This is a genomic window from Roseibium sediminis (genome assembly GCF_008711325.1).
In the GTDB taxonomy this organism is placed as follows: domain Bacteria; phylum Pseudomonadota; class Alphaproteobacteria; order Rhizobiales; family Stappiaceae; genus Roseibium; species Roseibium sediminis.
In genome coordinates this window covers 25,931-51,823 of sequence record NZ_VXDB01000009.1, presented here as the reverse complement: position 1 = coordinate 51,823, position 25,893 = coordinate 25,931, and the positions used below count along the sequence as shown (strand labels likewise).

The following is a 25,893-nucleotide window of genomic DNA, read 5'->3' as shown; positions in this document are numbered from 1 at the left end:
CCTAGCAGATCCTCGGCAATTGCTCACCCGAGAGCCAGTCAACGACACGCATGCCTCCCAACCCGGTTTCCATCTGGACCAGCCCGGCCGACCCCTCCGTCACCTTGCCAATAATTGCAGCATCCTGTCCATAGCGATGCGCCTTCATTATTTTCAGGAGGTTATCCGCATCCGATGCTTCGCAGATACACAGCAACTTGCCCTCGTTGGCGACGTACAGCGGATCAAGTCCGAGCAACTCGCAGGCAGCAGCCACATCCGGGCGGATCAGGATCTCCGCCTCATCCAGAACCATACCCACATCTGCAGCCGTTGCGAGTTCGTTGAGCGTGGAGGCCACACCTCCGCGCGTCGGATCTCGCAACATGGCAATCGACGGCACCGCCTCCAGCATTTCGCCAACAAGCCCGTGGAGCGCAGCCGTATCCGAACGGATTTCCGTTTCGAACTCGAGATTTTCGCGCTTCGACAGGATCGCGATGCCATGATCGCCCATTGTCCCCGAAAGCAGGATGAGTTGTCCGGGACGAATGCGATCTGCGCGAATGTCCACGCCTTCCGGCACCACGCCAAGCCCGGTCGTGGTGATGAACACGCCATCACCCTTGCCCCGCTCGACGACCTTCGTATCGCCGGTGACGACCGGAACGCCCGCCTCGCTGGCAGCACGCGCCATGGACATGACGATGCGTTCCAGATCTGCAAGCGGATAGCCTTCTTCCAGAATGAAGCTCGCGGTAAGATACAGCGGACGCGCGCCGCCCATGGCGATATCATTCACAGTTCCGTGGACCGAGAGGCAACCGATGTCGCCGCCGGGAAAAAACAGCGGCGAAATCACATGACCGTCCGTCGACAGGACCAGTCGTCCCGCCGGAGGTTGAAAAACAGCGGCATCATGCCCCTGATCCAGCAGCGGGTTATTCAGATGACGATGAAAGAGATCACGGATCAGCTCCGCCATGGCACGACCGCCGCCGCCATGGGTCATGTCCACCGAACCTGTGCGAAAGCGCGCGGATGTATCAACCGAGTTCATGCCACGGCCTCCGGCTTTTGTTCCCGCTTGGCCTTTGCCTCGGCAATGGTCTGGTGCCGCGCATAGGTCCAGTAGGCAGCACAGGCCCCTTCAGAAGACACCATGCAGGCCCCCATCGGGTTCTCGGGAGTGCACACCGTTCCAAAAAGCTTGCAGTCTGATGGGCGCTTCACGCCGCGAAGAATGGCCGGGCACTCGCAGGATTTGACCTCGCGGGACTGCTTTTGGGAAATCTCGAAACGTTTTTCAGCGTCAAAGAACTGATACGCATCCCGGATTTTCAATGCGCTGTCCGGGACGCTTCCCAGTCCCCGCCATTCAAAACTGTCACGCATTTCCAGAACGTCATTCACCAAGGACTGCGCCTTGGTATTGCCGTCCCGTGTGACGACCCGCGTGTATTCGTTTTCCACGTCATGCCGTCCTTCGTTGATCTGTCGAATGACCATGAGGGTCGACTGCATGACGTCCAGTGGCTCGAAACCGGCAATCACCACCGGCTTGCGGTAAAGGCGGGCTGCCGCTTCATAGGGACGTGACCCGATAACCGAACTGACATGGGACGGGCCAAGAAACCCGTCGATCTGAACAGCCCCCGTTTCCTGAACATCGGGAGACCCTAGGATATGGGCGATGGCGGCAGGGGTGAGAACGTGATTGCAGAAGACCGAGAAATTCTGCAGGCCTTCCGCCTTCGCCTGTTTGATGGCAACGGCGGTCGGAGGCGTTGTGGTTTCAAACCCGATGGCAAAGAACACCACCTGACGCTCGGGATTGTCGCGCGCGATCTTCAGGGCATCCAGTGTTGAATAGACCATCCGGATATCGGCGCCCTCTGCCTTGGCCCGGATCAGGCTTCGTTGCTTGGTTCCCGGTACGCGCATCATGTCACCATAGGTGCACAGGATCACATCATGGTGCTCGGCAATCTCGACAGCGTCATCCAGCCGCCGAACCGGCAGAACGCACACCGGGCAGCCGGGGCCGTGAACATATTTCACATTGCCCGGCATAAGCCCTTGAACGCCATAGCGAAAGATCGCGTGCGTGTGGCCGCCGCAAAACTCCATGATGTGGTAGGAACGCTCTGCCCTCGCTTCGCGGCGAATGGCATCAGCCAGTGTGCGGGCAAGATCACGATTGCGGTATTCGTCGACGTATTTCATGCCTGCCCCTCCGCGATTTCAGCCAATTCCTCCTGCAGAACACCCGCCTCTGCCATCATGGCAAGCGTGCGTTCAGCCTCCTCCGGGCTGACCTTGTGGAGCGCGTAGCCAACGTGGACGAGAACGAAGTCATCCACCGCCACATCCTCCAGAAGCGCTACGGATATCCGCTTCTTGATCCCCTCCAGAGCGACGACTGCCATGTCGCCATCCTCCAGAGCCGTCACCCTTGCCGGAATTGCCAGACACATGGTTCTCTCCTATTCCGCAGCCGGGGAAGCGACATGCCCGATGCGCTGCATGGCGTGGGCGGCTCGTATCCAATTGATCCAGCCCTCCAGCCCCTCGCCACTTCGCGCTGAAACGCAAAGGGCCTTGATACCCGGATTGACTTTCCGGGCGTTGGCGATGGCCAGATCGACGTCAAAATCGAGATGCGGCAGAAGGTCGGTCTTGTTGAGCAACATCAAATCCGCTGCCGCAAACATGTCGGGATACTTGAGCGGCTTGTCCTCACCTTCTGTCACCGACAGGATCGCAACCTTGTGCGCCTCCCCCAGATCAAAGGCCGCCGGACAGACAAGATTGCCGACATTTTCGATAAAGACGCAGCTGCCTTCGTCCGGATCGAGATGCTCAAGGGCATGGCCGATCATGTGACCATCCAGATGGCACCCCTTGCCCGTATTGATCTGAAGCGCCTTGACCCCGGTCTCACGGATACGTTCGGCATCGTTGGAGGTCTGCTGATCTCCCTCGATCACCGAGCACGGTACATCAGCCGCCATCCGCCGCAAGGTTTCCACCAGCAACGTGGTCTTGCCAGAGCCCGGACTGGACACAAGGTTCAGCGCCAAAATGCCCCGCTCTTCGAAATAGGCCCGGTTACGCGCAGCGTAGCTATTGTTCTTGGAGAGGATATCCTGCTCCAGCTGGATCATGCGGGATTGGCTCATTCCAGGAACTGACGCCCCGGCTTCGCCTCGTCCGTAGTCGTGATGATGGTGGTCATGGTGATGACCTGCCTGATCATGATCGTGATGATCATGTACGTGAGGGTGCCCCCCGTTACCCTCCTGTCCGTGTGAGGGTCGCCCCTCGATCCGGACTTCGCCTTCGGCGCAACCGCAAACCGTACACATCAGGAAACCTCCAGCTCCTTGATCCGCAGCTCCTCCCCGCTGGTCACCTGCAGCTGATGAGAGCCACAGGTTGGACATGGATCAAATCTTTGTTTTATCTCAACTTGTTCTGCACACGGCATGCACCAGGCGAGTGCTGGCGGGCTCACGATCTCAAGCCTTGCCCCTTCTGCAAGACTTCCGCGCATCACGACATCAAAGCCAAACCGCAATGCCTCGGTTTCAACGCCGGACAAGAGACCGACTTCGAGGCACACCCGGTCCACTCTGGAGAAGGCCTGGCTTTCGGCCTGATCCTTCAAAATGCCGAGGATGCTTTCGCATAGGGCCATTTCGTGCATCAAACGCCCCTTATTTCATGACGGACGCAAGGGTCGATTGCCCCGACAATCCAGTTTGCAATGAGTAGACGTCCCCCTGCGGGAAGTGGCGGTAAGGCGTTGAGGCAACCGGCCGCAATGCCGTTTTCAGCGAAATTCCACCGGGTTGGCGATACGATACGGTAGCCATCGATAGTATCGCCTGCGATCTTTGCCAAATGCGTCAAACGCCCTCTCGCAGTATTCGCTGTTCCTGTTCCAGCTATTTGCTCTCGCTCACCTATCGACCAGTTTGACGGTTCCTTGAGCATTTCTTCAAGTTCACGAATGGTTTCGGCCAGATCAACAAGCCGAACCAGATACCGGTCGACAAGGGCTGGCCGGACACATCCTTGCAGCAGGTGATTGGTCAAACGGCGCTCCATGACGGATGTTTCCGGCACCTGTGCTCCCTCTCCCTCATACCCCGACCAGGCATCAGCCAGATCAGTGTCGCAGAGATAGACTGCCGGAACATCAGCCAGACCCGCAATGTTCTGCTGGACAAGGCAACCGATCACTCTGGCTGCGATAGACGCTTCTCTTTCCACCCAGTCTTCCAGAACAGAGGCACGATCTCGCTGCAGCCATGCTTCCAGCGGTTCTGAGAAGATGCCGTCTTCCACTAGACGGCGCATATCGGCATTTACCTGCCGAGCCTTGGAGTAGTCGGGGGGCGCATCCGATCCGGCCAGAAACGCTGCTCCATCTGGGTCCATGGCCTTGGAAAAATCAGGCAACATCGGCAGGGCCAACTTGCCGATGCTCTGGTCTGGCTCCCTTTGAATGAGCGCAGGCCAACCCAGCGCCATCCGAAACACATGTTCGCGCGCCCGCTCCATCATGACGAGCGCCTCGCGCACCAGCTCCTTCCCGACAGACCCTTCAATGCCAAGCGCGCGCACAGCCGCAGCTGCGTGAGCCGTTCCGCAAACCGAATAGAGCAAGGGTATCAGGCGAACGGCTTCGGTCCTCGATTTGCCCTTCAGGACCAACTCCGGATCAAATGGCTCCGAATAATGAACGGTTATCCGCTCCTGTGGATCCATCGGGATGAGGATCTCGACCAGTCCTTCAAGAGACATCGCGCACCTCCTGATCCGATCTGCCGGTGAGGAAGCCCCGTCGGCTGAAATCTGCACCGGATGTTGATCCCGGCTGGTGTCCCGGTAAATCGACATCATCAGCGTCAGCGATCACCGCTGCATCTTGAACAGCTTCGGGAAGAGGTTCCTCTTTCGCCTCGCCCTCTTTCCCAGACACAGGATATTCCCCGCGCCAGATTGCCGCCATCTCCGCTTCCTGCTCGCTTCGCTGTTCCTCAGCTTCAAACAAGAGATCGAGAATGGACACCGCGCAAGCCAGCGCCGTATCCTGATCGGCAAATTCGAACACCGGCGAAAACAGCGAACACATCCAGAAGCTGCCAAGCGTGTCTTCATGGGAGGAAATGAACTCATATCTCCCGGCAGGAAAGGCAACAGACCGCTTTGCCCCGACAGCGCGTGCGCCATCTTCCGGTTCAACGGGCACCAGAAGAATGTTCATGAACCACGGCGTCAGAAGCACGAACAGATAAGAGCCGTTCCACTCCTGTCCGCCAATGCATTTCACCTCCAGCGCCCGATTCAGAATCGGGATACCGTCCATGCGCGTTTCGTGAATCTCGCGAAAGCAAGTCTCGATCTTCTGCGAAAGCTCTTGGACGGTCTCCATTTCAGTGCTCCTCCAGCACCATGAAACCGGACTTTGCCGCATCACATTCCGGACAGCTCCAATGGTCCGGCAGGGCCGAAAATGGTGTGCCGGCAGGGATCTGCCAGTAGTCATCCCCCAGCGCCGGGTCATAGACATGCCAGCAGATCTTGCATTCCAGCCGGGTCAGCGGGCCAATCTTCTGGTCATTGCCTCCATAGGAGTCTTCGAAGATGCCTTCTGTCACCGGTAGACCTCCAGGATCTCGCCAAGACGTTCGGCGGAATCGCCAAGATCTTCCAGCGCGGCACAGGCAACGTCCGGGATTTCGCCGATCTCGATGGAATTCAGGATCAGTGTGTCTTGCGAATTGTAGTACTGCACCCACCACGTATTGCGGGTCTGCGTGGATGTGATCCGGCAATTGCCATAGCCACGCGAGAGGATCGTCACATCGCCGCGTCCAAGCTGCTCATTGAGGAAAGTCAGGTCCTCTTCCGTGTGCGGGAGCAGTGACAGATTGATCACATGCGGCTCGCTCGCACCTTCAGACTTGGCAATGTGCTCGTTGATCTCCGGCACCAGCGGCGGCGCGTTGAAGATGTTTGGACCCAGTTGCTCGGGCATCGCCACACTCGATCTCGCACCCTGGAACACCGTAGCCCGGATACCGCTCGGAAACGCTCCGACCTCGATTGTATCGATCGCGCCTGCAGCCGTGGTTCGCCGAACACGCCAGACACCGGCCAGAACGGCCTCCTGTGCCTGCCAGTCGGTTCCGGCAATGACGGAAACCTCGCCTTCCCCTAACACCTGATTGATCAGTTCAAGATTGGCTGCGTCCAGTCCGGCAAGTTCAACAACACCTCCCGGCGCCCCGTCCGCCGCAGCGACCAGCAGCTGCAAAAGGCTGTCAAGGCGCGCGAGCCCCTCTTCCAAACCTGCCGCATCTTCCGGTTCAGGCAAGTTGGGCGTGGCAAAAGTCATCATTGCCGATGGCATTTCCATATATTCCAGAACGCCGCCATCTTCGTCAGTAGGTTGGCTGCCCGGCCCGACAAGAGCGCCGCCCAGCGCCAAGCTTCCGAAAGGATCGATTGTGCTCATGTGTCCAGTCCTTCCAGAACAGTGTCAGTGGGTTTGCAGGGATGAGGGTACACCGCAGCCATCCGGCAACCGGAAGGGTGGCGGTTCACTTGGGTCACGGAGCAGGATTTCGGATATCTCGGTCATGTAGTCGGACCAGTCGCGCACGCCCTGGATCACGCCAAGAAATTCCCCGTAGCGCAGGAACACGACGCACGGAAACTTGTTGAACCGGAAGCGCTTTTGAAATTCGCGTTCGCTGTCAAAAGCCGCCACAAGCGCAGTAACGTTGCCATCCAGCGCCTTGGCGATTTCCGGGAAGATGACTGCAACATCGTTGCTCTCAGCCAATCGGTTCGCATCGCCGGCAATCAGCAGCATCGAGAACACCTCGTTCCCGGCCACCTCATCCAGTCCCGCGTCGGGAATGACTTCCAGCCCCTCCCTGACGATAATTGACGTCAATAATGCGGAATGCATATCAAACCTCTCCCTCAGGCTGTCGCCTTCATTCTTTTGCGTCGATCAGATCTTCAAAGAAGCGATCCACATTGGTCTCTCCCTGCATGACTGATTGAAGCGCTGCCAAAGCGTCCGAAATCCGCGCTGCGGTCTGGTCATCCAGCACCTCACGCGCCGCTCCCAGAAACACCAGTATCCAGGTACCCGGCTTCACCTCACCGACAAGGCGAACATCAACGTCATGCTCTCCATCTTCTGCCTTGCAGCGGGCAAAGCCGAAATCGGTCGACAGCACCTGCATCGGAATTCCAACGCACATCAGCCGCGCTCCGCCGGATGCTTGACCAGCGCTTCCATTTCCGCCTCAAAGTCGGATGGCCCGCTCCAGCCACTCGCGGAAACAACCCGGTCATCCCCATGGCGATAGGCCGACGCAGCATCAGGTCGCCCGCCCTCATACCGGCCGAGCGTCATTTCCAGACTGGCGATGGTGTCGTCTTCGGACAGTTCACCGTCTCGCTCTGTCGCCTGAATGCCGTGATCGGCCAGAAACTGGAGGGCATGGCGGATTGAAGGCTCGATTTGCGCCTTCACGGCCGGACGCAAGCTGCCGCCATAATCATCCAGCTCGACCGGCTGCACGCCGATGAGCAAGAGATGTCGCGGATAGTCGCCAAGCATCTCCGCCATCGCGAGCACTTCCTGAAATCCGGTCTGGTGAAGAGATATCTTCTTGGCGCCAAGAAACTTGGGCACCTCGTCGCCCTGAACGAGCTTCAGCGTGCCCGGCGGCAAACCGTAGTCGACCGCGTCGAACACGACCAGAATATCGGCATCTCTGATGTGCTGGACGAGATAAACACCCTGCGTCCCACCATCCATGACTAAAACATTGTCATCAAACCTGTAGCGCCGGTGCAGCTCCTCAACTGCCCTGACGCCGAAGCCTTCATCCGCCCATAACAAGTTCCCGATACCGAGAACAAGGGCAGTTGGAGCCTCTCCTCCCATGGCTCATTCCTCCCTTGCCGACAAATGGTCAAAAGACCCCGCCGGTTCTGCCCAAGACATCAGCAAGGCGCATGCCAAATCTCCCGTGGTAGCTAAAACCTTGTTTTTATTGACGAGGGAAAATCAGCCAGAAATAGAACTGTAAAAATACCTTCCAAGAATGCGCAAAGATGGAAGATGAATTTACAGACACTAGGTCTGCTTCCTTTTGGTGGTGGCAGGACTTGTTTCGCTTAGCATCAGCGTCTGGTTAGCCTTCGATCACCGGAAAACAGTACCCTCAAGGCATGAAAAAAGGCGAACCGAAGTCCGCCTTTTCCCACTTCCTGCAACTGGTTTCCGCCTACTCGTCTTCTGCGGGCTTGTTATCCCTGAATGTTCTCCAGCCGGAGAACATGGACGACATGATCGATTGCCGGGACATGATGTCTTCCCGGGTGGCGGCATAGACATGCACGATCACGAAGCAGACAATCACCCAGAGTCCCAGGTGGTGCCAGGTGTGGACATCCTGGCTCTGCCCGAAGAGCGGAATGACCCAGCTCGAGAAGAAGGTATGCTGCCATGATCCCATGCCTGTTCCCTCGCCATAAAGGGCAAAGCCCGTGACGATCATGAAGACAATGCCCCAGATGAACATCACGTGCATGACGAGGGTCGCCAGAGGATTGTGGCCTGCATATTTGAGCGGTTGCCGGGCTATCATGGCGTACCAAGACAGCTCATGCCCCAGCTCTTTCCAGAAGCTGACGCGCCAAACCGGCGGCATGAAGATTTGCCGGGCATGCTTGTTGCCGACAAACGCCCAGTAAACGCGAAACAGGAAACCGACGGCCAGAATGTATCCGGCCACAAAGTGCAGATACCGGATCCAGCCGAAGAAGAAGCTGTCATAAGCCTCTCCTCCGATGGACGGCAACGGCGACCCGATCAGATAACCGGTAACGCCAAGCACAAGGATCGAGCAGACATTCACCCAGTGCCAGAGGCGCACCGGTGCCTGATAGATATAGACCGCCTGCTCGACATGTGTGGCATGATCATCTGCACCGACCTCCCGGCGCTCGTGATCATCAAGACTTTCAACGCTCATCTCCCCCTCCTACGCAAGCGAGAGGACGAGACCGCCCGCACCAAGGAAAGCTCCGGTCGCCAGCCTGCCAAGGTCAGAGGTGACAAGGCGCCGCCCGAAGACCATCCCTGCCCCATGGAGACCGGCACTCGTCGCCAGGAACGCTGCGAGGTAAAGCGGCGTTGCACCCATGGCCTCAACCCCGTGGGCGAACCCGTGGGCAAGACCGAAGAGCCCCGTCACCGCCGCAACGGTTGCCGCAGGAAGGCTTTTGCCAAAGGCAATCAACCCGCCAAAGACAACCAGCGAGACAAGTATCCCCGGTTCTGCAAATCCAACGCCGTAACCCGCCATTCCCAGAAGGCTGGCGGCAAACAGGCTCATCAGAAAGGCTGCGACGATCATCACGCCCTCATGAACAGGGCGACAGGAAGCCAGAACCCCGACACCCAGCATCGCCAGAAGGTGGTCCACCCCTTGCAACGGGTGCAGGGCTCCGGCAAGAGCACTAAGCTCTCCGCCGGTATGGGCCATGGCAGGGCTGGCAAGAACGGCTAGCAGACCTGCACCAGACAGTTTTCCAATCACTTTCATCATCGCCCTCCCTAGCGAACCTTCACTTCGGCCAACTCCTGTCCATCCGGCCCCATCACATGGGTCGAACAGGCAAGGCACGGATCGAAGCTGTGCAGGGTTCTCAATATTTCGACTGGTTCTTCCGGCCGCTCCACTTTCGTATTCATGAGCGACGCTTCGAAAGCCCCGATATTGCCTTCGTTGTCACGCGGACTGCCGTTCCAGGTCGTTGGAACAACGCACTGGTAATTGTCGATCTTGGTGTCCTTGATCTTGATCCAGTGCGCCAGAGCTCCGCGTGGTGCCTCGGTAAAGCCGACGCCTTTGACCTCGGTCGGCCAACTGGACGGATCAAACTTATCGGTGTTCGCAGTCGCTGAATCGCCGGCCTTGATGTTGGCGATCAACTTGTCGAGGAAGTAGCGTTGCTTGTGGGCTGCCCAACTGGCCTCCAGTCCACGAGCAGCCGTTCGGCCCAAGGTGGAGAACAGCGCGTTGATCGGTACGTTCAGTGCCCTCAGCGTGCTGTCGACCTGATCCTTGATCTCCTCATGTCCCTGCATGTAGCCGATGACATATCGGGCAAGCGGACCAACCTCCATGGCATGCCCGCGCCAGCGCGGTGCCTTGATCCACGAGTATTTGGCATTCTCGTCGATCTGCTTGATATTGGTCTTCGTCCCGATGAGATCCGGACCAAGCTCGTAATTCGGCTCGGTTATGCCGTCCCACGGATGCAGTCCGCGCTTCTCGTCGTCATACTTGTACCAGGAGTGCGGCACGAATTCCTGCACCTGCTCCGGATCACGCAGGTCCACGTCGTGGATCTCGTTCAGCTTGCCATTGATGATCGCACCGCGTGGCATCATGAGGTTGGACGCCGAATAGTCGTTTGCCCTGTCAGGGATGTCGCCATAGGACAGCAGGCTTGTCGAAGACAATCCCCCGCCATAGAGCCAGCCCTTGTATATGTTGCCGATGGCGATGATGTCCGGAATGTAGACGTTGTCGATGAACTCGATCGTCCGGTCGATCACACCCGAAACATAGTTCAGCCGCTCCATGTTGATCGGCGCGCCGGCCGCCAGTGGTCCATCCATGTTGATGGCGCAGGGCACGCCGCCCACCAGCCAGTTCGGATGGGTGTCTTTGCCCCCGAAGATCGTCCGCGTGGTCATGATCTCCTTCTGGAAATCAAGCGCTTCCAGATAATGGGTCACGGCCATCAGATCCGCTTCAGGCGGAAGCAGATAGGCCGGATTTGTCCAGTAGCCGTTCTTGAACGGGCCAAGCTGGCCGGATTCAACGAATTTCTTCAAGCGGTTCTGGATGTCGCGGAAATAGCCGGGTGATGACTTGGCGTGTCGCGGCGACACTTTCATCTGCAGCTCTGATGTCGCCTTCCGGTCCGCGCGAAGGGCATTTACCGGATTGACCCAGTCCAGCGCATGCAGGTGGTAGAAGTGAACGAGATGGTCATGCACCTGCAGCGAAAGTTGCATGATATTGCGGATCGAATTCGCGTTTTCTGGAATGTCGATCTTCAGCGCATCTTCAACGGCGCGAACCGAGGTCAAGGCATGCGTGCCGGTGCAAACCCCGCAGATGCGCTGAACAAAAGCCCATGCATCGCGTGGGTCGCGTCCCTTCAGGATTACCTCCAGTCCGCGCCACATCGTACCGGTGGAGACCGCATTGCGGATGATGTTCTCCTCGTCGATATTCACCTCACAGCGCATGTGGCCTTCAATCCGGGTCACCGGATCGACCACCACACGCTGACCGGAGGTGTCGAGATTGAAACCGTTTGGTGTCGTGATCGTCGCCATTAGCTGTTTCCTCCCTTGTCACGGGCGCGTTTGACGGCACTTGCTGCGGCATGGGCGGCAGCTGCTGCTCCAACAACGACCGCTGCGGTTCCACCGATCTCGTCGGCATTGGCCTCGATGCCGAACCCCTTGATGTCGGTCAGGCGGTCATAGAAGCTGCCCTTGTCCCAGAACCCGTCTTCCGAACACCCGATGCACGGGTGGCCAGCCTGGATCGGGAATGACAACCCGCCATTCCAGCGCACCGTAGAACAGGCGTTGTAGGTGGTTGGCCCCTTGCAGCCGACCTTGTAGAGGCAGTACCCCTTCTTCGCGCCTTCATCGTCGAACTTCTCGACGAATTGACCTGCATCGAAATGCGGGCGCCGATAGCACTTGTCGTGAATGCGCTGCGAATAGAACATCTTCGGACGACCCTGTCGGTCCAGCTCCGGAAACTTCTCGAAGGTCAGGATGTAGGTGATGACCGCCGTCATGACTTCCGCAATCGGCGGGCACCCGGGCACCTTGATGATCGGCTTGGCGGCAAGACCCGGCACCTTGTGAACCGGTGTCGCCTGTGTCGGGTTCGGACGCGCGGCCTGAACACAGCCCCATGAGGCACAAGAGCCCCACGAAATGATCGCCTTGCAGTGATCCGCTGCATGCTTCAACTGCTCAAGGAACGGACGCCCGGCGATGATACACGACATGCCGTCCTGATTGAGCGGCGGATTGCCTTCCACGGCGAGGATGTAGTTGCCATCATATTTGGCGATGGTTTCCTCGATGATGGCCTCGGCCTGATGCCCGGCAGCCGCCATGATCGTATCGTCATAGTCGAGCGAGATCATCGACAGCACCACATCCTTTGCCAGCGGATGGGCGGATCGAATGAAGCTTTCCGAGCAGCAGGTACATTCAAGACCATGCAACCAGAGAACCGGTATGCGCGGTTTGGTCTCCATCGCCTCGGCAATCTTCGGGGCAAAGCTGGGCCCCAATCCGAGCGCTGCTGCGGTCAGCGAGCAAAACTTCAAGAAGCTTCGCCGCGTGATGCCTTGGCGGCGCATCACCTCATAAAAGGTTTCAGTCATCCTGTTGGCTCCTCCCCATGCCATGGCCGCGAAAACGCGGCACTCTTTCCGCTCATGGCAAAGCAGGAAGCGGGCCAAACAGTTCATCTATCTGTATTCTATAAATTATTCGATCCGGCGGGATGCTATCGGCGCCAGAAATGCGTCAGGGTAGTTTTCACAATGGAAGGCAGCTAACCACCCAGATTGATTAACTCAATGCCAGCGTGACAAGCATATGCTGTTACCAGTTGTCCGGCTCTTCGACCCGTGCTTCCCTTGCCAGTTCGGCAAAGTCCGCAGAGGTCAGCGCCTGAAGAAAAGCCTCCAGATCCTGCAGCTCGGCCTCGGTCAAACCGAGTGGTCGGATCAACGGGCTTTGCTGGTCATGGGACGCGCCGCCGCGATTGTAGAAATCCAGGACATCCCGCAACTTGGCAAATCCACCATCGTGCATGTAGGGAGCGGTCAACGCCACATTTCTGAGGATGGGCGTGCGGTATTTCCAGCTGTCTGCCGGGTTCTGTGTCACCTCGTATCGCCCGAGATCCGGCAAAGAGGGACCGGACACATCATCAATCTGTTTTCTGGAAACATGAAAGACCACCCCCGGCGCAACCTCTACCGGATGATGGGAGGGAGGGTTTTGGCGCTCGTGTTCGCGCATCCAGCCATAGCCCGTGTCGTGATAGGCATTGTCAGTGAAAAGCGCACTGGTTTCTCCGATCTGGTGACACTGGCTGCAGCCTGCCTTGCCGGTGAACAGCTGATATCCACGTTGCTGCTGTTCGGAAATCGCATTCGTATCACCTCCGAACCGCCAGCGGTCGAATGGGCTGTTTGCAGCAATCAATGACCGCTGGTAGGCGGCCAACACCTCCCCGATCCGATGCAGGGAGACTGGCTGTCCAAACGCCTGTTCAAAGGCCCCGTCATAGTCGGAAAGCTCTTCGATCAGGGCCACCACTTGCCCTGCAGACGGATTTGCCATCTCGTTCGCAGCCAGCAACGGAGAGATGAACTGGGTCTCAAACCCGGTTTCCCGCCCGTCCCAAAAGAGGGTCTCATAGAACGCGGCATTGACCAGCGTTGGCGCATTGCGCCGAAGACTTCGCCCTTCAAAACCAACGGCTTTCTGCAGTTCATGATTGCCAAAGCCCTGCTCGGGAATATGGCACATGCCACAGGACATGGTTCTGTTCAGCGACAACCTGCGATCAAAGAAAATCTTGCGCCCGAGGCGGATTTTGTCCGCGGTCGGGCGGTTTTCAACCGGATGTGTCGGAACCGGCAAACCGAGGGAGCCGGTCATTGATCTTTCAAGCACCCGAACCGCCCAATTATCTGCCCGAACTGTCGGAACGGCAAAACACAGACACAGGAAGAACGGCAAAGCCAGAGAGATGAGCCGCGAAATGCTCACTGCCCGGCCTCTTCCATCAGCAGGGTTTCAACGTCACTCATCAAGAGGCGCGGATCGATCATCCCAAGACCGTAAACATTCCGGATCCGACCCTGCCGGTCCACAAGGAACATGCGCAAAAGGTGATTGATCGTCTCACTGTCTGCTGTGTGGATCACCGCCTGACCGAACCCGTCCAGAACCGGCTGCAGTACCTTGGCGCCGGATGACGTATAGAAATGCCAGTCAACTTTTCTGCCCGCTTTGGGGTCGGCCAGCACGGGATAGGCAAAGCTGCCAAGCGCTTCCGGCGTATCGCGCTCGGGATCAAAACTGATCGTGACAAGCTGAAGATGCTGTTTCAGAAACGGCGCTGCTTCGCTACCGTCAAAGACATCAAACAGGGTCGCCAAGGCCAGCGGGCAACCGTTGGTATCCGCACACAGAAGATAGACGAAGCTCACAAGCGAGATACGACCATCAAGCACCTTGGCAAGATCCAGAGCTTCACCGTTCATATCGAGAAGCTGGCCGCCCGGCGCTGCCTTTAATGCAGGCAACTGATAGGTGCCAGCTAGCGGAACTGCAAAGTCATAATCGGCAGTACGGGGGAAAAGGCTTGCCAAATCAACGACCTCTCCCCCAAGCGCTCTGTCTTCAACCGTCGCGGCTATGGGCGGCACAGCCGCGACCACGACGGCAGCAGCAACGAGGCAGGCAAAACACGCCGTCAGCAGGCCTGTCGCGGTTTCACTGCGTGGTTTGAAGAGAAACATCGCTCGCATGAAAGACCCGAGCTCCATCGGTATCACCTCGCTGACCGGAAGATGTGCAGGCGGCATCAACCACCTGCACTTCTTCAGACATCAGCTGCCGAAAAGCTTGCTGGAGCCGAAGCGCATGATATGTGCGCGGCCAAGACCTTCCTTGTAAAAGTCGAGCTCGAACTGCAGCTTCAGGTCTTTCCCGTCCCAGTCATAGGCTTTCAGATACTGGTCGTCCGCATCGCCTTTCTTGTCCCATTGGGCGAGCAGCGAGCTGGTGAAATAGACCCGTTTTCCATCCCAACTCTGGGATACCATGTTCACCTGATCACCAATCACCTTCTCGTAGATCTGCTTGGGCGCATAGGGATCGGAAATGTCGAAAAGGCGGGTCTTTCCATCCATGAAGGTGTTGATCCAAAGGCGGGAATCATCCGCAGAGATGGAGATGTCCACGGGCAGCGGGATGGACGCTGGGTCGCCGATATCGGCAACTTCCTTGGCATGCCATTCATTGTTGTCATCCGCGTGGATCAGCCACAACTTGGAAGTCAGGGCCGCAGTCGTGAACGCGTAATTGTTTTCCGGGCCCCATGCGAAGCGGATCTCCAGCGGCGCACCGGGCACATGCATCACCTTCTTCGGCTGACGCGAATGCAGGTCCCATTGGACAACGGTCTGGCCGAAGCGCTTCATTGCCTCGCCGTCTTCCAGCATCTGGCCAAAATCCATCATGTAGTTGGACCAGCCGGTGAAAGAGGAACTCAGCATCACGTTCTTGCGGATCAGGGCGCGCACGTCATAACCGTAGCCGTCGACAACATCGCTGGCGATCTTGGCGCCGCGTGGATCTTCTGCGGTCGGCATCCAGTGAGTGGCAATAAACTCACCTTCATCGGAATACTCCACCAGAGCCGTGCGCCCGCCGTGATCCTTGTCATTCGACAGGGCCGAAATCATCATGCGCCCCGGAAGGCCGTAGAAAGTGTGCGGGCCAACGGCCCCGCCGGTATCCTTGACGAAGGTGTCGATCGTCTTGGTCAAAATGGGTTTGCCAGGATCGGAATGCACGTCGAAAACAAAGATCTTGTTGGTATCGAGGCCACCGGCCCAAAGAAAGCGACGGTCGGCGGAAAAGCCGGCATGATGAGCCTCGTTTCGCCCGCCCACCGAAAGACTGGCCACCACCTTGCCGTAGGTATCTGATCCCTTGCGAACATCCACGGTTACCAGCTTGTCGGATTCGTCGCCAATTCCTTCCTTGCCGAGCGTCCAGACGTAGACGAACTCCTCTTCGCCCGTGATCTTCGGCATATAGGGGGACTGACAGGTTTCATCGGCCAAGGACAAGCCCGGCGACATGAGCATGGTAGCACCTGCAAAAACCGACGCCAACTTCCTGAAACCCATAGTGTTTTCCTCCAAAATCGCAGTATCGGACTTAATTCATCGCCTGAACTGATGCGACTGACCGTTTCCCCCACCCAAAAAGCAGGACTGCGACCAGTTGATTGTTATATTTTTTCCTCAAACGAGCGATATTTAGTAATCATTGCCTTTACACATATGAAGTCGCACCTATTCCTTTGCGTCAAGATGCGATCTTTAAAAATATTTTCAGCGGATATACTAAGGTCTGTATTGCGGTACATTCAGTGCTATCGACATCGAACCTGCCAAACAATCGCATCAAATGGCGGGAGAACGCCCTGCGACGATAGTTCCTGACCGGTGTCGCTTTCAGACCAGCGGGCGACTGAAAATCGCCATGCTTATCAATGCCTGATCGCAATGATGCACGAGACTGGATGTATCGTTGGCACTTGAAATCATGGGCAAACGCCAGCCAGTATTCCGCAAAACCGTGGTAACAATCACGCTGTCCGTTCTCTGGAGTGTTGGAGCAGCTCGCTGATGAAGCGATATTCTTTTCTGGAACTGGCCAAAAACGCCTTTTCGGCGCACCAGAACTGGGGTCGTCAATGGCGCGCGCCCGAGCCGAAGGCCGAGTATGATGTGGTCATCGTTGGCGCGGGCGGACATGGTCTGGGCACAGCCTATTATCTGGCCAAGGAACACGGCATCAAAAACATTGCCGTTATCGAAAAAGGCTGGCTGGGCGGTGGCAACACCGGTCGAAACACGACCATCATCCGCTCGAACTATCTTTGGGAAGAAAGCGCGGCGCTCTACAACCACGCAGTCAAGCTTTGGGATGGCCTGTCTGACGAGCTGAACTACAACGTGATGTACTCGGCGCGCGGCGTGATGATGCTCGCACACACAGTGCATGACATTCAGGTGTTCAAGCGGCATGTGCATGCCAACCGCCTCGCCGGTGTCCAGAACGAGTGGCTGACCCCGGAAGAAGCCAAGGAATACTGCCCGCCGCTGAACATTTCCAAGGACATCCGCTACCCAGTCGTTGGCGCAGCCCTGCAGCGGGTCGGCGGTACAGCCCGTCACGATGCGGTGGCCTGGGGCTATGCCCGTGCTGCCGATGATCTGGGCGTCGACATCATCCAGAACTGCGCCGTGACCGGCATTCGCCGGGCAGCGGATGGATCTGTTGAAGGTGTCGAAACAGCCAAGGGCTTCATCAAGGCAAAAAAGGTCGGCGTTGTTGCTGCAGGCCACACATCCGTGCTGATGGAAATGGCCGGAATTCGAATGCCGCTGGAGTCAAACCCGCTGCAGGCTCTCGTCTCCGAACCGGTGAAACCCGCCTTCCCCTGTGTGGTCATGTCCAACACGATCCACGCCTATATCTCCCAGTCCGACAAGGGAGAGCTGGTGATCGGCGCGGGAACCGACCAGTTCGTCTCCTATTCGCAGACTGGCGGCATCCACATCACCACCCACACGATCGATGCGATCTGCGAACTGTTCCCGATGTTCCGCCGCATGCGCATGCTGCGCAACTGGGGCGGCATCGTCGACGTCACACCGGATCGCTCGCCCATCATTGCAAAGACACCGGTTCCGGGCCTCTTCGTGAACTGCGGCTGGGGAACCGGCGGCTTCAAGGCCACGCCGGGCTCTGCCCATGTCTTCGCACATACAATCGCCAAGGATGAGCCACATCCGATCGCTGCTCCCTTCTCGTTGGAGCGGTTCCGCACTGGTCGCCTCATCGACGAGGCTGCCGCAGCTGCAGTGGCACATTAAAGGTTCTCGACATGCTATTGATATACTGCCCTTATTGTGAGGTGGAGCGCCCGGAGCTTGAGTTCCGCTGCGGCGGCGAAGCGCATATTGCCCGGCCGACTGACCCGTCGACACAAAGCGACGAACAATGGGCTGACTTCCTCTACATGCGCACCAACACTAAGGGCATCTACGCCGAGCGTTGGCGCCACATCCATGGATGCGGCCGGTTCTTCAACGCCCTGCGCGAGACCGTCGGCGACAAGTTCCTGAAAGTCTACAAGACCGGAGAGCCGAAGCCGGATCTCGACGCCATCGCGAAGGAGGCCTCCCGATGAGCCAGCCCTTCCGCACCCATTCCGGTGGCCGGATCGACCGCAACAAGCAGTTGACTTTTCAGTTCGACGGCGAAGAACTGACTGGCGTTGAAGGCGACACCCTCGCTTCCGCCCTGCTGGCCAATGGCCGTCATCTTGTTGGCCGGTCCTTCAAGTATCACCGCCCGCGCGGCATCCTCACTGCCGGATCCGAAGAGCCGAATGCACTGGTTGGCATCTATCGCAAGGGCGACCAGACCCCGAACCTCCGGGCGACACAGGTCGAGCTTTATGATGGCCTGAAGGCGATCAGCCAGAACCGGTTTCCATCGCTCGACTTCGACGTAGGCGCAGTGAACGACCTTCTGTCACCGCTGTTTCCTGCCGGGTTCTACTACAAGACCTTCATGTGGCCGCGCGCCTTCTGGGACCGGGTGTATGAACCGATCATCCGTGCAGCCGCAGGCCTTGGAAAACCTCCGATCAACCCGGATCATGACACTTACGGCAATCTATATGCTCATTGCGATGTTCTGGTCATCGGCTCCGGTCCTGCCGGTCTTGCTGCAGCCCTTGCTGCCGCCGAAACCGGCGCCCGCGTGATCCTGTGCGACGAACAGTCCGAATTCGGCGGCTCATTGCTGTCCGAAAGCGATGCGACGATTGACGGGAAGTCGGCAACAGAATGGGTTGAAGACAGCATCCGCAGCCTTTCGGCCAAGGATAATGTCACCCTCCTGCCCCGCACGACGGCCTTCGGCTATTTCGCCCAGAACTTTGTGTCTCTGGCCGAACGCGTGACCGAGCATATGGCCGACCCCGATCCGGCCCTGCCGCGCGAGCGGCTCTGGCAGGTGCGGGCCAAGGAAGTGGTGATCGCAGCCGGTGCCATCGAACGTCCCATGGTGTTTCCGGAGAATGATCGCCCCGGCATCATGCTTGCCGACGCCGGTCGCACCTATCTCAATCGCTATGGCGTCAAGGTCGGGGACAACGTCCTTGTCGCAACCGCCTGCGACACTGCATGGCAGGCCGCTTTTGATCTCGCTGATCGCGGCGTCGACATTGCGGCCATTGCCGACATGCGCGAGAAGCCTTCCGAAGCCTTGCTGTCGGTCGCCCATGCACGCGGCATTCGTGTTGAAACCGGCTGTGTCATCACCGGGACGCAAGGCCGCAAACGCGTGTCAGGCGCGCTCCTAGGCCGAGTAACATCCGGTGGTGTCACGTCTGCGGGAGAAGTAACCTGCGACGCGCTGCTGATGTCCGGCGGCTGGACACCAACAGTCAGCCTCTATTCTCAGTCCCGCGGCAAGGTCGTCTGGGACGACACGCTGGGCACTTTCGTTCCCGGCGCCCCCGTCCAGAACGAACGCTCCGCAGGTGCCTGCGCCGGGGTCTATGGCCTCAGTGCAACCCTGGAAGCCGGATACAATGCCGGGGAGCAAGCGGCGAAGGCAGCGACCGGCAAAACCGCCAAGCTCGCCCGGGCAGAGGCAAATGGAGCCGATGCCGGAAATGGCGGCATTCTTGGCGCCCTGCCGCATGATCGCAACGCGTCCAAGGTCAAGGCTTTCGTCGACTACCAGAACGATGTGACCGCCAAGGACGTCAAGCTTGCCGTGCGCGAGGGCATGCACTCCATCGAGCACATCAAGCGCTATACAACGACAGGCATGGCGACTGATCAGGGACGTTTGTCCAACCTGAACGCCCTGCAGATCGCCTCCACCTCGCTTGGCAAACCGCTGACAGATGTGGGCCTGACGACGTTCCGCCAGCCCTATACGCCGACCACTTTCGGTGTCTTTGCCAACGTTTCGCGCGGAGACTTCTTTGATCCTGTTCGCCGCACTCCATCCCATGACTGGGTGGTGGAAAATGACGGTGTCTTTGAAGATGTCGGTCAGTGGAAACGCACCTGGTATTTTCCGATCAATGGCGAGGACATGCATGCAGCCGTTGCTCGGGAATGCGAAACAGTGCGCAAATCCGTCGGCCTTTTTGATGCCTCGACACTCGGCAAGATCGAGGTTGTCGGGCCGGATGCTGCTGAATTTCTGGAGCGGATGTATACCAACCCGTGGAAGAAGCTCGGTGTTGGTCGCTGCCGCTATGGCCTGCTTCTCAATGAGGCCGGCTTCATCATCGACGACGGCGTCATCGGACGGCTGGCAGAAGACCGTTTCCACGTCACCACGACAACAGGTGGCGCGGCCCATGTCTTTGCGACGATGGAGGACTATCTCCAGACCGAGTGGCCGGACCTGAATGTCTGGATCACTTCAACCACGGAGCAATATGCCGTCTGTGCGGTTCAGGGGCCCAAGGCCCGTGAGGTGATCGCACCGTTTGTGGAAGGCATCGACCTGTCGCCGGACGCGTTCCCGCACATGAGCGTTGCCACGGGAACATTCTGCGGTGTTCCTTGCCGCCTGATGCGTATTTCGTTCACCGGTGAACTCGGCTTTGAAGTCAACATTCCCCGCCGCCATGGCAAGATGGTCTGGGAGACGCTGGCCAAGGAAATCGAGAAGCACGACGGCACGGTCTACGGCACGGAAACGATGCACGTTCTTCGCGCCGAAAAGGGCTACATTATCGTCGGACAGGAAACCGACGGAACGGTGACCCCGCACGATGTCGGCATGTCCTGGGCCATCGGCAAGAACAAGTTCGACTTTGTCGGCAAGCGCGGCTTGCAGCGGCCAGATCTCGTTGCCGAGGGGCGCAAGCAGCTTGTCGGTCTGTTGACCAAGGATCCGAAGGTCGTTCTGGAAGAAGGCGCGCAGGTAACGAAACTGGCCAACCCGCCAGCGGGAACGTCTGCGGAAGGCCACGTCACCTCATCCTACCACAGCTCGGTGCTCGGCCGGTCCATCGCCCTTGCCATGGTCAAGGGTGGCCGCGACCTCATGGGCAAGACGCTTCATGTCCCAATGCCCAGCGGGGCCATCGAGGTTGAAGTGACCGACACGATCTTTGTCGACAAGGAAGGAGGCCGGGTCAATGGTTGATCAGGTAACCGCCGATCTCTATGTGCCGGATGCTGGCGAAGAACCGCTTCTGGCCATTTCCAGCGTCTCTATTTTGAGAGCCGCTCCGGTTTCACGCCTTTCTTTCCGCTGCCGGGACGATGCCCGCGCGGCGGCAGGCAAAGCCTTTGGCGTTGCCCTGCCCGCAAAACCTCTGTCAGCCGAAACCACGTCTGACCGCATCGCCTTTTGGCTCGGCCCGGACGAATGGATGCTGATTGCCCCGGAAAGCGATCTCGAAGCGGTTTCAGCCAAGCTAGAGGCCGCACTGGAAAGCCATCCAACGTCGCTTGTAGACGTGTCTCATCGGCAGGAAGCCATCCTCGTCTCCGGCGATCGTGCTGTCTGGCTGCTGAACACAGGCATTCCGATCGATCTGGACGTGTCCGCCTTCCCTGTCGGTTCAGTGACCCGCACCGTCTTTCACAAGGCACCGGTCATGGTGTGGCGAACAGGTGAAGACAGTTTCGTGGTCGAGGCCTGGGTATCGTTCATGGACTATGTGGCCGGTCTTCTCGTTCAGTCTGCCGGAGAGCTTTCCGCAGCCTGAGGGATTTGGTCAACCACCACCAATCAGAACGTGCAAGGGCGCCAATCAGGCGCCCTTTCTTTTTGCCCGTATGATTTGGCCTGCTAGCCTTCTGTCGGGCTTTGCGACTCCAAAATACTGCGTTATGATACGAAATGATCACAATGACGGGACAAGAAGCGTAATAATGCAGGATTTTGCACAAAGCTTCGTATTGGCAGGAACGCTCGTACTGGATGCAGACCCTGCACTTGTGCAAATTGTCGGCCTGTCGTTGCGCGTCACCGCCACAGCCTTGCTCGTTTCTGCGTTGATCGGACTGCCGCTTGGAGCCGTCCTTGCCATTGCCCGATTCCCCGGGCGTGGCATTCTGGTCGTGCTGTCGAATGCGCTCATGGGCCTGCCTCCGGTCGTCGTTGGCCTTTGCGTTTACATGATGCTGTCCAATGCTGGCCCCTTCGGCGTCCTGAAACTGCTCTACACACCCACGGCGATGATCATCGCCCAGTCGATCCTGATCACGCCGATCATCATCGCTCTTACCCGTCAGGTCATCGCCGACCTGAATGAGGACTATGCCGACACGTTCCGCTCCATGGTGGTGCCGGTTCACACGGCCATTGCGACCTTGTTGTGGGATGCCCGTTTTTCGCTGATGACTGTCCTCTTGGCAGGCTTTGGCCGGGCCATTGCCGAAGTCGGAGCGGTGATGATTGTCGGCGGCAACATCAATCACGTGACCCGCGTCATGACGACAGCGATTGCCCTTGAAACGTCCAAGGGCGAACTTGCGCTGGCTTTGGCGCTCGGCATGGTCTTGTTGCTCATCGCCCTTGCTGTCAATGCCACAGCCAGTCTTCTGAAATCGGTAGAAGGACGCTTCGCCCATGCCTAGTGTGGTCTCCTTTCCAGCAGCTCACGAGGAAGCACTCAGGCACAAACACGCTTCGCCAATGGCGCTCCGCGTCCGGCATCTGGCGTATCAGGCAGGCCCAACGCCAATCCTCTCCGGCATTGACCTCGATCTGACGACCGATGCGCTCACGGTGCTCATGGGCCCGAATGGCGCTGGAAAGAGCGTCTTCTTGCGGCTGATCCATGGCTTGTTGCAGCCGACCGTTGGCGAAATCACCTGGGACGGGCAAACACTGACAAAGGCGATCCGCAAGCAACAGGCACTGGTCTTCCAGAAGCCGACGCTTCTGCGCAGATCGGTTCGAGCCAATTTGCAATTTGCCCTTGGGCTGCGCTCCTTGGCTAACAGGAAGGAGCGGCTGGAGCAGGCACTGGAAGAAGCGTCTCTGACAGATCTGGCGAGCCGCCCTGCCCGCGTGCTTTCAGGCGGAGAGCAGCAACGGCTTGCCCTTGCCCGTGCTCTCATTCTGGAGCCCAAGGTTCTCCTGCTGGACGAGCCGACCACCAATCTTGATCCGGCCTCTGTCCTGATGATCGAACAGATCGTCCGCCGGGTGCGGCGGCAAGGCGTGAAGGTCATTCTCGTGACCCATGATCAGCATCAGGCAAAGCGCCTCGGCGAAGAAGTGGTGTTCCTGCACAAAGGCCATGTGAGCGAACACACGCCCGCTACAGACTTCTTCAGCAATCCGAAATCCGACGCCGCGCGAGCCTATCTCGGCGGCGAAATCCTCGTTTGATTTTCACTGTCCGGAGTATTTCATGAGCTTCTCGAAATTTCTCGCGTCAACCCTGTTCGCAACAAGCGTTGGATCTGCTGTTTCATCTGCAGCTTTGGCGGAAGATTTCATCATCGTCCAGTCGACCACCTCCACCCAGAACTCGGGCCTGCTGGATGCGATCCTGCCTGCATTTGAGGAAAAGACCGGCATTGATGTGCGGGTCGTTGCCGTTGGCACCGGTCAGGCTCTGAAGAACGCGGCAAACGGTGATGGTGATGTTCTTCTCGTCCATGCAAAACCGTCCGAAGAAAAGTTTGTGACCGACGGTTACGGCGTCGAGCGCTTTGACGTCATGTATAACGACTTCGTTCTCGTCGGCCCGAAATCCGACCCCGCCGGGATCCGGGGCATGACCGACGTCACCAGTGCCTTGAAGAAAATCGCCGAAACCGGCTCCGTCTTTGCCTCTCGCGGCGATGACAGCGGCACTCACAAGAAGGAAAAGGCACTCTGGACGCTGGCCGAAGTGGATGCTGCTGCAAGTTCAGGCGGTTGGTATCGCGAGACCGGCTCGGGGATGGGCGCAACCCTGAATGCCGCGTCCGGCATGGACGCTTATGCCCTGTCTGACCGGGCAACCTGGCTTGCCTTTGAAAACAAGGGCAACCTGGACATCCTGACCCAAGGCGACGATCGCCTGTTCAACCAGTATGGCGTTATCCTCGTGAACCCGGAAAAACATGCCAACGTGAAAGCCGAGTTCGGACAGACGTTCATAGACTGGCTAACTGGCGAGGAAGGCCAAAAGGCAATCGCGAGCTTCAAGGTCAATGGCGAGCAGCTGTTCTTTCCAAACGCAAAGAGCTCGGCGCCCAACTGAACCTTCAGGCAGAAACAAGAAAAGGGCCCGCTAGAGCATTTCCAGGCGAAGTGGATACCGGTTCGCCGTCAGGAAATGCGCCAAATCAAATATCTAGAGCACGTCGAGTGATTCAGTGAATGCGAGACGTGCTCTAGGGCCCATTTTTGTTTCGTGCGAGCTGACTGGTCAGGCGATGAACCGGACCAGAATGTGGTAAAGCACACCAGAGAGGAGTGCTGCTGCTGGTACCGTAATCACCCAGGCTGCAATGATGGTCATGAAATGCGAACGGCGAACGAGCTTGCGCCGCGCCTGATCCTCACGCGTGCGTTCAGCCGAGCGGATTTCCCGCCCGCCGTTCTTGCGTTCCATATAGGCAACGCGGCGCTTGGATTTCTCCGTATACCACTCGCGGAAGAAGCCAACGCCGAAGACCGCACCGACCGCAATATGTGTCGAGGACACCGGCAGACCGAGCTTGGACGCGACAATCACCGTGATGGCCGCAGACAGAGCGACGCAGTAGGCGCGCATCGGGTTCAGCTTGGTGATCTGCTGACCGACCATGTTGATCAGTTTCGGACCAAACAGCAGCAGGCCAAAGGAAATGCCGAGAGCACCAACGGCCATCACCCAGAGCGGGATCGTGACCTTGTCCGCAACTTCACCAAGACCAGCGGTGTGAACAATTGCCGCCAGCGGACCAACCGCATTGGCAACATCATTTGCACCGTGAGCAAAGGACAGCAGCGCAGCGGAACACACGAGCGGGATGGCGAACAGCTTGCGCAGGGACTGGTTGCGGTTTTCAAGACCTTCCGACTGGCGAATGATCAGCGGACGGGTAATGCCCCACGCCAGAACCGCGACACCAAGGCCAATCCACAAAGCCGTGGCAAAATCGATCTTGATGAGCTTCTTGAGGCCCTTCATGGCGAGGTAGGACGCGAAGGCGCCAGCCATGATGGCAATCAACACCGGCACCCAGCGACGGGCGGCGGCAATCTTGTCTTCCTGATAGATGATGAAAGTCTTGATGAAGGCAAGGAACAGCGCAGCAATGACGCCGCCAAGAACCGGTGAAATCACCCAGCTTGCCGCAATGCTGCTCATCGTGACCCAGTTCACGGCGGAAAATCCGGCTGCTGCGATCCCTGCTCCCATGACACCACCGACAATAGAGTGGGTGGTGGACACCGGAGCTCCAAGCCAGGTCGCCATATTGATCCAAAGCGCGGAGGACACCAGCGCGGCCATCATTGCCGCCACGAAGACACTCGGGCTGGAAACGGACGACGGGTCGATGATGCCCTTCGAAATGGTTCCGACAACGTCCCCACCGGCAATCAGCGCACCGGCACTTTCAAAGACCGCCGCAATGATCAGCGCGGTGACCAGCGTCATGGCGCGTGACCCAACGGCCGGTCCCACATTGTTGGCCACGTCGTTCGCACCAATGTTCAGGGCCATGTAGGCCCCGATGGCAGCAGCTGCGACGATGACAACCCCGCCCTTGGATTCGAACATGAAGGACGCGGCGACCACCGCGCACAGGACAATGAAGAGCAGCGCGAGACCCGGCGCGGCAAGTCGCCGGCCAAGACTGACGGTCGCCTGTTCCATCGAACTCAGCTTGTCGAGGTCCTTGTCCAGGGTCGGCTTTTGATAGCTTGTCATGGGGATGTTTCGTCCGGATCAGTGTCAGAGC

General features: G+C 58.2%; 28 protein-coding genes. 8 read left to right on the top strand and 20 right to left on the bottom strand.

Annotation, left to right across the window (positions count from 1 at the left end):
- Nucleotide 1: 1 nt before the first annotated feature.
- Genes hypE through F0155_RS10670 form a run of 12 tightly spaced genes read right to left on the bottom strand, consistent with a single transcriptional unit; the run spans nt 2 to nt 7,960 of the window.
- Nucleotides 2-1,039 carry a hydrogenase expression/formation protein HypE gene (gene hypE / locus F0155_RS10725; protein ID WP_150524512.1) on the bottom strand — a complete coding sequence of 346 codons (1,038 nt, stop codon included), beginning with the start codon at nt 1,037-1,039 and terminating at the stop codon, nt 2-4.
- On the bottom strand, nt 1,036-2,205 hold the full coding sequence (gene hypD, locus F0155_RS10720; protein WP_150524511.1) for a hydrogenase formation protein HypD: 1,170 nt from the start codon (nt 2,203-2,205) through the stop codon (nt 1,036-1,038). Before hypD ends, hypE begins: the two co-directional genes overlap by 4 nt.
- The gene (locus F0155_RS10715; protein WP_150524510.1) at nt 2,202-2,456 is read right to left on the bottom strand and encodes a HypC/HybG/HupF family hydrogenase formation chaperone; all 255 of its coding nucleotides are present in this window, start codon (nt 2,454-2,456) and stop codon (nt 2,202-2,204) included. The genes hypD and F0155_RS10715 overlap by 4 nt, the downstream gene beginning before the upstream one ends.
- 9 nt (nt 2,457-2,465) lie before the next feature.
- Complete coding sequence (hypB, locus tag F0155_RS10710) at nt 2,466-3,347, bottom strand: hydrogenase nickel incorporation protein HypB (protein WP_150524509.1); 882 nt, start codon at nt 3,345-3,347, stop codon at nt 2,466-2,468.
- Nucleotides 3,347-3,688, bottom strand: coding sequence for a hydrogenase maturation nickel metallochaperone HypA (hypA, locus tag F0155_RS10705; RefSeq protein ID WP_150524508.1), 342 nt, complete (start codon nt 3,686-3,688; stop codon nt 3,347-3,349). Before hypA ends, hypB begins: the two co-directional genes overlap by 1 nt.
- Nucleotides 3,688-4,791 (bottom strand): nickel-dependent hydrogenase large subunit, encoded by a 1,104-nt coding sequence (locus F0155_RS10700; protein ID WP_161599793.1) that lies wholly within the window; start codon nt 4,789-4,791, stop codon nt 3,688-3,690. The genes hypA and F0155_RS10700 overlap by 1 nt, the downstream gene beginning before the upstream one ends.
- The gene (gene hybE, locus F0155_RS10695; protein WP_161599792.1) at nt 4,781-5,422 is read right to left on the bottom strand and encodes a [NiFe]-hydrogenase assembly chaperone HybE; all 642 of its coding nucleotides are present in this window, start codon (nt 5,420-5,422) and stop codon (nt 4,781-4,783) included. The genes F0155_RS10700 and hybE overlap by 11 nt, the downstream gene beginning before the upstream one ends.
- A 1-nt stretch (nt 5,423) precedes the next feature.
- Entirely contained in the window at nt 5,424-5,648 is a 225-nt protein-coding gene (locus tag F0155_RS10690; protein WP_150524505.1) for a rubredoxin, read from the bottom strand.
- A complete protein-coding gene (locus tag F0155_RS10685) occupies nt 5,645-6,508 on the bottom strand; it encodes a hydrogenase expression/formation protein (protein WP_150524504.1) in 864 nt (287 codons plus the stop codon). Before F0155_RS10685 ends, F0155_RS10690 begins: the two co-directional genes overlap by 4 nt.
- Nucleotides 6,509-6,532: 24 nt before the next feature.
- On the bottom strand, nt 6,533-6,967 hold the full coding sequence (locus F0155_RS10680; protein ID WP_150524503.1) for a thioredoxin domain-containing protein: 435 nt from the start codon (nt 6,965-6,967) through the stop codon (nt 6,533-6,535).
- A gap of 28 nt (nt 6,968-6,995) precedes the next feature.
- On the bottom strand, nt 6,996-7,268 hold the full coding sequence (locus tag F0155_RS10675; protein WP_150524502.1) for a HypC/HybG/HupF family hydrogenase formation chaperone: 273 nt from the start codon (nt 7,266-7,268) through the stop codon (nt 6,996-6,998).
- Nucleotides 7,268-7,960: a HyaD/HybD family hydrogenase maturation endopeptidase gene (locus F0155_RS10670; protein ID WP_150524501.1), complete on the bottom strand. Its 693-nt coding sequence runs from the start codon at nt 7,958-7,960 to the stop codon at nt 7,268-7,270. The genes F0155_RS10675 and F0155_RS10670 overlap by 1 nt, the downstream gene beginning before the upstream one ends.
- Between F0155_RS10670 and F0155_RS23410 the strand changes: the two genes are divergently transcribed.
- A complete protein-coding gene (locus tag F0155_RS23410; protein WP_161599791.1) occupies nt 7,959-8,105 on the top strand; it encodes a hypothetical protein in 147 nt (48 codons plus the stop codon). The two genes, F0155_RS10670 and F0155_RS23410, sit on opposite strands and share 2 nt — an antisense overlap.
- Before the next feature lie 198 nt (nt 8,106-8,303).
- On the opposite strand, the gene cybH is transcribed toward F0155_RS23410, so the two are convergent.
- From cybH to mtoX, 7 genes are all read right to left on the bottom strand, one after another.
- Complete coding sequence (gene cybH / locus F0155_RS10665) at nt 8,304-9,053, bottom strand: Ni/Fe-hydrogenase, b-type cytochrome subunit (protein ID WP_150524500.1); 750 nt, start codon at nt 9,051-9,053, stop codon at nt 8,304-8,306.
- Between the two features lie 9 nt (nt 9,054-9,062).
- The gene (locus tag F0155_RS10660; RefSeq protein ID WP_150524499.1) at nt 9,063-9,629 is read right to left on the bottom strand and encodes a HupE/UreJ family protein; all 567 of its coding nucleotides are present in this window, start codon (nt 9,627-9,629) and stop codon (nt 9,063-9,065) included.
- A gap of 8 nt (nt 9,630-9,637) precedes the next feature.
- Nucleotides 9,638-11,437, bottom strand: coding sequence for a nickel-dependent hydrogenase large subunit (locus tag F0155_RS10655; RefSeq protein ID WP_150524498.1), 1,800 nt, complete (start codon nt 11,435-11,437; stop codon nt 9,638-9,640).
- A complete protein-coding gene (locus F0155_RS10650) occupies nt 11,437-12,513 on the bottom strand; it encodes a hydrogenase small subunit (protein WP_150524497.1) in 1,077 nt (358 codons plus the stop codon). Before F0155_RS10650 ends, F0155_RS10655 begins: the two co-directional genes overlap by 1 nt.
- 223 nt (nt 12,514-12,736) lie before the next feature.
- On the bottom strand, nt 12,737-13,915 hold the full coding sequence (locus F0155_RS10645) for a cytochrome-c peroxidase (protein WP_208999228.1): 1,179 nt from the start codon (nt 13,913-13,915) through the stop codon (nt 12,737-12,739).
- Nucleotides 13,912-14,736, bottom strand: a complete 825-nt coding sequence (locus F0155_RS10640; RefSeq protein ID WP_208999227.1) for an SCO family protein — start codon at nt 14,734-14,736, stop codon at nt 13,912-13,914. The genes F0155_RS10645 and F0155_RS10640 overlap by 4 nt, the downstream gene beginning before the upstream one ends.
- A 24-nt stretch (nt 14,737-14,760) precedes the next feature.
- The gene (mtoX, locus tag F0155_RS10635) at nt 14,761-16,026 is read right to left on the bottom strand and encodes a methanethiol oxidase (protein ID WP_425299921.1); all 1,266 of its coding nucleotides are present in this window, start codon (nt 16,024-16,026) and stop codon (nt 14,761-14,763) included.
- A gap of 546 nt (nt 16,027-16,572) precedes the next feature.
- On the opposite strand from mtoX, the gene F0155_RS10630 reads away from it, so the two are divergent.
- The 7 genes from F0155_RS10630 to F0155_RS10600 all read left to right on the top strand — a co-directional run bounded on the left by F0155_RS10630 (nt 16,573) and on the right by F0155_RS10600 (nt 24,203).
- A complete protein-coding gene (locus F0155_RS10630) occupies nt 16,573-17,826 on the top strand; it encodes a sarcosine oxidase subunit beta family protein (protein WP_150524495.1) in 1,254 nt (417 codons plus the stop codon).
- A gap of 11 nt (nt 17,827-17,837) precedes the next feature.
- A complete protein-coding gene (locus F0155_RS10625) occupies nt 17,838-18,143 on the top strand; it encodes a sarcosine oxidase subunit delta (RefSeq protein WP_150524494.1) in 306 nt (101 codons plus the stop codon).
- Nucleotides 18,140-21,139 (top strand): sarcosine oxidase subunit alpha family protein, encoded by a 3,000-nt coding sequence (locus tag F0155_RS10620; RefSeq protein ID WP_150524493.1) that lies wholly within the window; start codon nt 18,140-18,142, stop codon nt 21,137-21,139. The genes F0155_RS10625 and F0155_RS10620 overlap by 4 nt, the downstream gene beginning before the upstream one ends.
- Nucleotides 21,132-21,707 (top strand): sarcosine oxidase subunit gamma, encoded by a 576-nt coding sequence (locus F0155_RS10615; protein WP_150524492.1) that lies wholly within the window; start codon nt 21,132-21,134, stop codon nt 21,705-21,707. The genes F0155_RS10620 and F0155_RS10615 overlap by 8 nt, the downstream gene beginning before the upstream one ends.
- 166 nt (nt 21,708-21,873) lie before the next feature.
- Nucleotides 21,874-22,581, top strand: a complete 708-nt coding sequence (locus tag F0155_RS10610; protein ID WP_150524491.1) for an ABC transporter permease — start codon at nt 21,874-21,876, stop codon at nt 22,579-22,581.
- Nucleotides 22,574-23,341 (top strand): ABC transporter ATP-binding protein, encoded by a 768-nt coding sequence (locus F0155_RS10605; protein ID WP_150524490.1) that lies wholly within the window; start codon nt 22,574-22,576, stop codon nt 23,339-23,341. The genes F0155_RS10610 and F0155_RS10605 overlap by 8 nt, the downstream gene beginning before the upstream one ends.
- Nucleotides 23,342-23,363: 22 nt before the next feature.
- The gene (locus tag F0155_RS10600; RefSeq protein ID WP_150524489.1) at nt 23,364-24,203 is read left to right on the top strand and encodes an ABC transporter substrate-binding protein; all 840 of its coding nucleotides are present in this window, start codon (nt 23,364-23,366) and stop codon (nt 24,201-24,203) included.
- Nucleotides 24,204-24,371: 168 nt separating this feature from the next.
- Here the strand turns inward: F0155_RS10600 and F0155_RS10595 are convergent, their stop codons facing one another.
- Nucleotides 24,372-25,862 (bottom strand): inorganic phosphate transporter, encoded by a 1,491-nt coding sequence (locus tag F0155_RS10595; protein WP_150524488.1) that lies wholly within the window; start codon nt 25,860-25,862, stop codon nt 24,372-24,374.
- Nucleotides 25,863-25,893: the final 31 nt, after the last annotated feature.